General features: G+C 66.8%; 7 protein-coding genes. 3 read left to right on the top strand and 4 right to left on the bottom strand.

The features are described from left to right. Positions 1-761, bottom strand: a 761-nt coding sequence (argS, locus tag B2527_RS03865) for an arginine--tRNA ligase (RefSeq protein WP_293706224.1), incomplete at its 3' end; no start/stop codon positions are given. Positions 762-882: 121 nt separating this feature from the next. Further along, positions 883-1557 carry a RadC family protein gene (radC, locus tag B2527_RS03860; RefSeq protein ID WP_293706226.1) on the bottom strand — a complete coding sequence of 225 codons (675 nt, stop codon included), beginning with the start codon at positions 1555-1557 and terminating at the stop codon, positions 883-885. Between the two features lie 97 nt (positions 1558-1654). Between radC and coaBC the strand changes: the two genes are divergently transcribed. Genes coaBC through B2527_RS03845 form a run of 3 tightly spaced genes read left to right on the top strand, consistent with a single transcriptional unit; the run spans position 1655 to position 5727 of the window. Further along, on the top strand, positions 1655-2896 hold the full coding sequence (gene coaBC, locus B2527_RS03855) for a bifunctional phosphopantothenoylcysteine decarboxylase/phosphopantothenate--cysteine ligase CoaBC (protein WP_293706223.1): 1242 nt from the start codon (positions 1655-1657) through the stop codon (positions 2894-2896). Next, on the top strand, positions 2893-3366 hold the full coding sequence (dut, locus tag B2527_RS03850; protein WP_293706222.1) for a dUTP diphosphatase: 474 nt from the start codon (positions 2893-2895) through the stop codon (positions 3364-3366). Before coaBC ends, dut begins: the two co-directional genes overlap by 4 nt. A gap of 15 nt (positions 3367-3381) precedes the next feature. After that, complete coding sequence (locus B2527_RS03845; protein WP_293706221.1) at positions 3382-5727, top strand: phosphomannomutase/phosphoglucomutase; 2346 nt, start codon at positions 3382-3384, stop codon at positions 5725-5727. 230 nt (positions 5728-5957) lie between these two features. Here B2527_RS03845 and B2527_RS03840 read toward each other — a convergent pair whose 3' ends face one another. Then, on the bottom strand, positions 5958-6668 hold the full coding sequence (locus B2527_RS03840) for a response regulator transcription factor (RefSeq protein ID WP_293706220.1): 711 nt from the start codon (positions 6666-6668) through the stop codon (positions 5958-5960). Next, positions 6658-8511, bottom strand: a 1854-nt coding sequence (locus B2527_RS03835) for an ATP-binding protein (protein WP_293706219.1), incomplete at its 5' end; no start/stop codon positions are given. The genes B2527_RS03840 and B2527_RS03835, both read right to left, overlap by 11 nt.

Raw genomic sequence — 8511 nt, 5'->3', positions numbered from 1 at the left:
GCGGCCAGGTCCAGGTTCTGCTCGTTGCGCAGGTAGGCCACGGCGAAGCGGCGGATTTCCTCCAGGTTCTCGGCATCCTTGGCGCCGACGATCTGGCTGCCTTCCAGGTCAACGGTCTGGCCCAGCAGGTAGGCCTTGGCCACGTCGCCGATGTATTCGCCGTTGTAGGCCTCGGTGGGCCACTGTTCGTCGCCCGGCTTGAAGCCGCGCGCACGCGCCTGCACCGACTTGGCCAGGTTTTCGATCTGCACGCCGGCGTCGTTGTAATAGAACTCACGCTTGGCGTTCCAGCCGTTGGCTTCCAGCACACGGGCGATGCAGTCACCGATGGCACCGGCGCGGCCGTGGCCGACATGCAGCGGGCCGGTCGGGTTGGCCGACACGTACTCCACGCCGACGCTGCGGCCATTGCCGCTCAGGTTGCGGCCGTAGTCCTCGGCTTCCTTGAGCACGCTGACCACTTCGCGCTGGTAGGCCACCGGCGCAAGCTTGAAATTGATGAAGCCGGGGCCGGCGATCTCGACATTGGCGATGTCGTCGCTGGCCGGCAACGCGGCAACCAGGGCCTGTGCCACGGCGCGCGGATTGCTGCGCGCGGCCTTGGCCAGCAGCATGGCGGCGTTGGTGGCGAAATCACCGTGTTCGCGGGTCTTGGGTCGTTCGACCACGAAATCCGGCGGCAGGGTGTCGGCAGGCAAGGTGCCGTTGGCGCGCAAGGCTTCGATGCCTTGGCCGATGAGGGCGCGGAGTTGGGGTTTCACGTGACTATTCTGCTTGAAGCGCGGAACTGACCATTTTACCTGACCTTCGGCGAGGCCGCCCCGCCGGGCCGCAGGTGGGGCTCAGGAATGTCAAAAAGTCAGAAAACAGGCTTGGGGCCAGTCAGAGCCAGCCACGCGCCGCCAAGGACAGTGGAGGGCCATCGCCGATCACGAAGTGGTCCAGCAGGCGGATGTCCACCAGTGCCAGCGCCTGCCGCAGGCGCTCGGTGATGGCGCGGTCAGCGGCCGACGGTTCAGGATTGCCCGAGGGGTGGTTATGGCCAACGATCACCGCCACCGCGTTGTGGCCCAAGGCTTTGCGGACAACTTCGCGGGGGTGCACTTCGGCGCTGTCCACCGTGCCTGTGGATAACTCCTCGAAGGCGAGGGCCCGGTGACGGGTATCCAGGAACAGCACTGCAAATACCTCACAGCGGCGGTGACGCAGCCGCTGCGCGAAGTAGCGCCCGGCGGCCGCAGGGTCGGTCAGGGCCTGGCCGCGTTCCAGGGCGGCGGCCAGGTGGCGCTGGCCCAGCTCCAGCGCTGCACTGAGCTGGCAGGCACGGGCAGGGCCCAGCCCGGGCAAGCCGGCCAGGGCGGCCGGGCTGCGCTCCAGCAAGGCCCGCAGTGGGCCATGGCCCTGCAACAGTTCACGCGCGGTCTGCACCGCGTCACGCCCGCGTAGCCCTGAGCCCAGGAAGATCGCCAACAGTTCAGCATCGGACAGCGCGCTGGCACCGCGTGTCAGCAGCTTTTCACGCGGGCGTTCGGCGGCGGGCCAATGACGGATGTGCATGAGTCCCAGATTCACCGTCATCAGCCAAAAGCAGGATCAGTCACATCGAACCCTTCGGTTAAGCTAATCATTCTTCTGTACCTAGGAAATTCTCCCCGTGACCGCCGTTTCCCCTACTTCCCGACCTTTGGAAGGACAGAAGCTGCTGCTCTGCGTCGGCGGCGGCATCGCCGCGTACAAGTCGCTGGAGCTGGTGCGCCGCCTGCGTGATGCCGGTGCGACCGTGCAGGTGGCGATGACGGCGGGGGCGCAGCAGTTCGTCACGCCGCTGAGCTTCCAGGCGCTGTCCGGCCATCCCACCCGCACCACGCTGTGGGACAGTGCCGCCGAGCAGGCCATGGGCCATATCGAACTGGCGCGCTGGGCCGACCGCATCGTCATCGCGCCGGCCACCGCCGACCTGCTGGCGCGGCTGGCGCACGGCAATGCCGATGATCTGGTCACCACCTTGTGCCTGGCCACGACTGCACCGCTGACGGTATGCCCGGCGATGAACCATCGCATGTGGCTGCACCCGGCCACCCAGGCCAATATGGCCGTGCTGCGCGAGCGTGGGGTGCAGGTGATCGGGCCGGAAGATGGCCCGCTGGCCGAAGGCGAATCCGGCCCCGGCCGGGTCAGTGAGGCACCTACCATCATTGCTGCGCTGGCAGGCAACCTGGCACCGCAGGCGCCGGCCAAACCCGGCCGCTTGAACGGCCTGCGGGTGTTGATCAGTGCCGGGCCGACCTATGAAGACCTGGACCCGGTGCGCTATGTCGGCAACCGTTCCAGCGGCAAGATGGGCTACGCGCTGGCCGCTGCCGCCGCCCGTCAGGGCGCGCAGGTGGTGCTGGTAAGCGGCCCGGTGCAGTTGCCTACACCCGCGGGCGTGCAGCGCATCGACGTGCGTTCGGCCGCGCAGATGCGCGAGGCGGTGCTGGGCGCGTTGCCGGCCGATATCTATATCGGCGCTGCTGCCGTGGCGGACTACACGCCGCGCCAGGTATCGCCGCAGAAGCTGAAGAAGACCGCTGGCAGCCAGACCTTGACCCTGGAGTTGGTGCGTACCGCCGACATCCTGGCCGAAGTGGCGGTGCAGGAGCAGGCGCTGAAGCTGGTGGTCGGCTTTGCCGCCGAAACCCACGATGTGGAGAAATATGCGCGCGGCAAGCTGGCCGACAAGCACCTGGACCTGATCATCGCCAACCAGGTCGGCATTGCCGGCAATGGCTTTGAAAGTGACCAGAATGCGGCTGTCGCCTATTGGAACGGCGGTCTGCGTGAGTTCCCGGGCACCGCCAAGACCCAGCTGGCAGAACAGCTGCTGGACCTGATCGCAGAGAGGTTGGACGCATGAGCAACGCTGCCGCATTGCAGCCCCTGCAGGTAAAGCTGCTGGACCCCCGCTTTGGTGACAGCTGGCCGTTGCCGGCCTATGCCACCGAGGCCAGCGCCGGCATGGATCTGCGTGCCGCCATCGAGGCACCGCTGACGCTGGAGCCGGGGGATGCCGCACTGTTGCCCAGCGGTATCGCCATCCACGTGGCTGACCCTGGACTGTGTGCCGTGGTTTTGCCGCGCTCGGGGTTGGGACATCGCCACGGCATCGTGTTGGGAAATGGCACGGGCCTGATCGATGCCGACTACCAGGGACCGCTGCTCATCAGCGTCTGGAACCGGGGCCGCGACGCATTCACGATTGAACCGGGTGACCGGATCGCACAACTCGTGGTGCTGCCAATTGCACGCGTGACGTTGCAGGTAGTGGATACTTTCATCGACAGTGCGCGTGGAACGGGTGGATTTGGCCACACCGGGGTGCGCTGACAGGGGAAACGCACGATGAGCCAAGGCAATGAGAGCGCACGCCCACGCGTTGCGCTGGGTCGTTCAACGCCGTTGCTGGCGGTACTGCTGTTGTTGCTGGCCGGTTGGTTCGGCTGGAGCGCGGTTGACCAGTGGCTGCAGTCCAGCACAGGCAGCCGCCTGGAGTCGGCCCGCGACCAGGCGGTAGGCGACGTCCAGAAGGCCATCGATGCGCAGCTGGCGCAGTTCAACAAGCAACTGGCGCTGGCGCCGGTCAAGGCTGCCCTGGGTAGCGGGGATGCGGCTGCCGCCGCCGCTGCGCTGCGCGACAAGTGGAATGGCGTTGAAGACGCGCAGGTGCTGGACGCGACGCTGGTGGATGCCTATGCCGACCCGGCGGCCTTTGGTTATGCGCGGCTTGCGTTGCTGGAAAAGGCACTCGCCGAAGGCAAACCGGTTGCCTTGGTGGTCCGTGACGGGGGCAGCCCGCGTCTGGGCCTGGCCGCCCCGGTGCAACTGCATGATCGCGCGGCAGTGGCCTACATCCGCCAGCCGCTGCTGCGTCTGACCTCGGTATTCGACACCATCGATTCCCCGCAAAGTGCCTACCTCGGCCTGCGCCAGGGCGGCTTCACCATCCTCAAGAAGGGCAACGAGAGCCTGGGTAATGGCGCGGATGCGCTGGCCCGGCCCGTGGCTGATACCGGCCTGCGTGTGGTTGCGGAATTGCCGGATACCAGCGCAGGCGCAATGGGCCTTGGCGTAATCGCGTCGGCAGTGGTCGCGGTGCTGCTTGCGGCGACCGCGTTGCTGCTGTTGATTGGACGCAAGCGCCTGAGCCTGCCCACCCTGCGCCGCAAGCAGGATGTGGAGGAGGCGGGCAGCGGCATGACCTTGCAGGAAGCACTGGCGCAGGACCCCCTGCCAGTCATGGACAGCGCTGCCGACAAGGCTGCGGCTGCCCCCATCGCCGAACCCGGCGCCGAGGCCGTGCCGGCAGGCATCTTCCGCGCCTACGACATCCGCGGCGTGGTCGGCCCGGATCTCAATCCCACCGTGGCCACGCTGATTGGCCAGGCCATCGGCAGTGAAATGCAGTCGCAAGGCCTGCATGACGTGGTGGTGGGGCGCGACGGCCGCCTGTCCGGCCCCGAGTTGAGCAATGCGCTGATCGATGGCCTGCGCCGTGCGGGCTGCAATGTGCTGGATATCGGCATGGCGCCGACACCGGTGGTGTATTTCGCCAGCTACCACCTGCGCGCAGGCAGCTGCGTCGCCGTTACCGGCAGCCATAATCCGCCCGACTACAACGGCTTCAAGATAGTCATCGGGGGTGAAACGCTGTCCGGTGACGCTATCACCGATCTGTACCGGCGCATCCAGGAAGGCCGCCTGCAGCGTGCCGACAGCCCCGGCGACCTGCAGCAGCGCGAGGTCATCAACGACTACGTGCAGCGCATTGCCGACGACGTGCAGCTGGACCGTCCGCTCAAGGTGGTGGCCGATGCCGGCAACGGCGTTGCCGGCGCAGTCGCCCCGCAGTTGCTGGAGGCCATCGGTGCCGAGGTCATTCCGTTGTACTGCGACGTGGACGGCAGCTTCCCCAACCACCATCCGGACCCCAGCGATCCGCACAACCTCGAAGACCTGGCGCAGATGGTCAAGCGCTTCGATGCGGATATCGGCGTGGCCTTCGATGGCGACGGCGATCGCCTGGGCGTGGTGACCAAGGAGGGCAAGGTGATCTTTGCCGATCGCCTGCTGATGCTGTTTGCCGCTGATGTGCTACAGCGTAACCCCGGCGCGATGGTCATCTACGACGTCAAGTGCACCGGCAAGCTGTCCGACTACATCCTGCGCAATGGCGGCAGCCCGATGATGTGGAAGACCGGGCACTCGCTGATGAAGGCCAAGATGCGCGAGACCGATGCCGAGCTGGCCGGCGAGATGAGCGGCCACTTCTTCTTCAAGGAGCGCTGGTATGGTTTCGATGATGGCCTTTATGCTGCCGCGCGCCTGCTGGAGATCCTGGGCCAGCGCGATGAGGAGCCGTCGGAGGTGCTGGACGAACTGCCGGATGCGCTTTCCACGCCAGAGTTGAAGGTGGCGGTGGAAGAGGGCACCCAGCATGCGCAGGTGGCCTTGATCGTGGCCGCGGCACAGTTGGAGGAGTCGCCGTTCGCCGGCGCCCGGCTCTCCACCATCGATGGCCTGCGTGCCGATTTCAGCGACGGCTGGGGGCTGGTGCGTGCCTCCAACACCACGCCGGTGCTGGTGATGCGTTTCGAAGGCAATGACGAGGCGGCGCTGGAGCGGATCAAGGCGGTGTTCCGCGAGCAGTTGCTGCAGGTATTGCCGGCCGGAACTGAACTGGGTTTCTGATCGGCGTTGTTGTCTGGCAAAAGGCCGCCGCGTGTTGCGAGGCGGCCTTTTGTTTTTTTCTGGATGGCTGCTTGCGAGCGGGGCTGGTTGAGGGCTTTGGATTACCGCGAAGAGCACCCCTCCCCAACCCTCCCCTTGGCTGCGCCAAAGGGAGGGGGCAGAAGTTGAGCCCCTCTCCCGCATGCGGGAGAGGGGTTGGGGTGAGGGCAAGCTTTGGCCTTTCGTGCGCTTCAGCTACCCCCAAAACGCAGACCAACCCCGGGTTCGGTGAACAGGTAACGCGATTCCAACGCCGAATCGCCCAGCTTGTGCCGCAGTCGCCCGACCAGGATGCGCAGGTAATGGGTGTCATGCCGGTGCGTCGGCCCCCAGATTTCCTGCAGGATCTGCGGCTGCGTCACCACCCGCCCGGCATTGCGCAGCAGCAGGGCCAGCAGCGCGTATTCCTTGCGGGTCAGCGCAATCGCCTCGCCGTCCACGCGCACGTCGCGGCGGGCCAGGTCGATATGCAGGTGACCATCGTCAAACACCGGCACCTGGCCTTCGCTGTCGGTGCTGCGGCTGCGCAGCAGCGCACGTACCCGCGCCATCAGCTCCTGGGTGCCGAACGGCTTGGTCACGTAGTCGTTGGCGCCATTGTCCAGGGCACGCACCTTCTCCGCCTCGCCGGCACGCACGCTGAGCATGATCACCGGCACCTGGCTCCATTGCCGCAGCTCGGCCAGCACGTCATGGCCTTCCATGTCGGGCAGGCCGATATCCAGCACCACCAGGTCGGCACCATCCTCGGCCAGCCGCTGCAGGCCTTCGGCGCCGTTGGCGGCCTGGCTCACCGCATAGCCCTGCGCGCGCAGCGAGATATCCAGAAAGCGCCGGATCTGTACTTCGTCATCCACCACCAGCACGCGCGGTGGCGGAATGGCCGGCGTTTCAGCCGTCATCGCGCGGACTCTCGGGGTGTGGCTGGAGCATGGGCAGGCTCATGCGTATCAGGGTACCGCGTCCGTCGTGGCCCGGCAGCGCCTCGACGCGACCGCCATGGGCACCAATCATGCCCTGGCAGATGGTCAGGCCCAGGCCGGTGCCCTGGCGGCCACGGTCGCCGCGCTCCACGCTGTAGAACATGTCGAAGATGCGCGCGCGCTGGTCATCGGGGATGCCGGGGCCGGCATCGATCACGTCGATGACCAGTTCGCCATCATGCTGGCGCGCACGCACTTCGATCGGTATCTCGGCGGGCGAGAATCTGGCCGCGTTCTCCATCACGTTGAACACCGCCTGTTCGACCAGCGCTGGGTGCACCCAGATCGGTGCCAGCGTCGCCGGGATATCCAGTTGCAACCGCACCTCCGGCTGATAGCGCTGCAGCCGCCGCGCGGCCGAGCCGATCAGCTCGTCCACACCGATCCAGTCGCGGTTGAGCTTGAGCCCGTCATGGCCGAGCCTGGTCATGTCCAGCAGGTTCTGGATATAGCGGTCCAGCCGCTCGCCCTCGACCACGATGGTGTCGAGCAGGGCGCGACGGTCGCTGGCATCCATCGCGTCGGCGTAGTTGGACAGGCTGTCGGCCGAGCCGATCATCGCGGCCAGCGGCGAGCGCAGATCGTGTGATACCGAGGACAGTAGTGCAGAGCGCAGGCGCTCGGTTTCGTTGTGCAGATGCGCGGTTTCCAGATCGGCCACCAGCCGCGTGCGTAGCGCAGCCTGGGCGATGTCGTCGGCCATCGCTTCCACCAGCTGGCGTTGTTCCGGTGCCAGGCGTGGATGTTGGTGATCGAAGCGCAGCCCGGCTACGCCTATCGCATGTGCTTCGCCATCCAGCAGGGGCAGGAACCACCAACCGGCACCGGCCAGCGTGTCGGTGAAGCGGCCCGCAGGCTGGCCATGGCGCAGGGCCCAATCGGCCGCAGCCAGATCGGTGTCGCCGGGGGCAGCGCTGCCGCTGGTACTGGTATCGGCGCCCAGCCGCACCCAGGCCGGTGCATCCAGCGCCTGTTCCAACGCTACCCGCCCGGCATGGGTAACCTGGGCATTGTCGGTGGCGCCCACCAGTTGCCGGCCCAGCGTCTGCCGCACATTGGCGTGGCGGTTGGCGGCGCGCAGCGCCACCACCTGCATGCGCAGGCGCGAGGCCAGACGGCCGGCGACCAGTGCGGCGGCGAGGAACAGGAAGACGGTGATCACGCCCTGGCGCGCGCTGATCGCAAAGGTAAAGCGCGGCGCGATGAAGAAAAAGTTGTAGGCCAGGAAGCACAGCGTCGCTGCCAGTACCGCCGCACTCATGCGCGTGCGTGCAGCCACCAGCACCACCGCCACGATGAACACCATCGCCAGGTCGCTGAGGCCTATCCAGTGTTCGCCCAGCCATGCGGCCAGGCAGGCACCGACGGTGGCCAATACCGCCGTCATCGCATCCTTGCCCCAGCTGTCCGGGGCCAGCGACAGGCCGAAGCGACGCGCATTGGCGCGCGCCTGCGGCGTGCTGATGATGGTGATCTCGTAGTGGGCGCCGCGTTGGATCAACTGTTGGGTCAGGGTCTGGTTGAACAGGCGCGCCAGTGGCCGTTCGCGGGTACGGCCGAGCACCAGCGACGACACCGCGTTATGGGCGGCGTAGTCGAGCAGCGCATCGGCGATGCCTGGCCCGTGCAGCAGTTCGGCGTCGCCGCCCAACCGCCGCGCCAGTGCGAACGCATCGTCGATTTCGCGACGGGTTGCCTCGTCGTGACGCCGATGTTGCACGGTCACCACCGTCCACGGTGCATCGCGGCGCTCGGCGATGCG

The sequence above is a fragment of the Stenotrophomonas sp. UBA7606 genome (assembly GCF_002477705.1).
Lineage (GTDB): Bacteria > Pseudomonadota > Gammaproteobacteria > Xanthomonadales > Xanthomonadaceae > Stenotrophomonas.
This window is presented reverse-complemented; position numbering and strand designations above follow the sequence as displayed.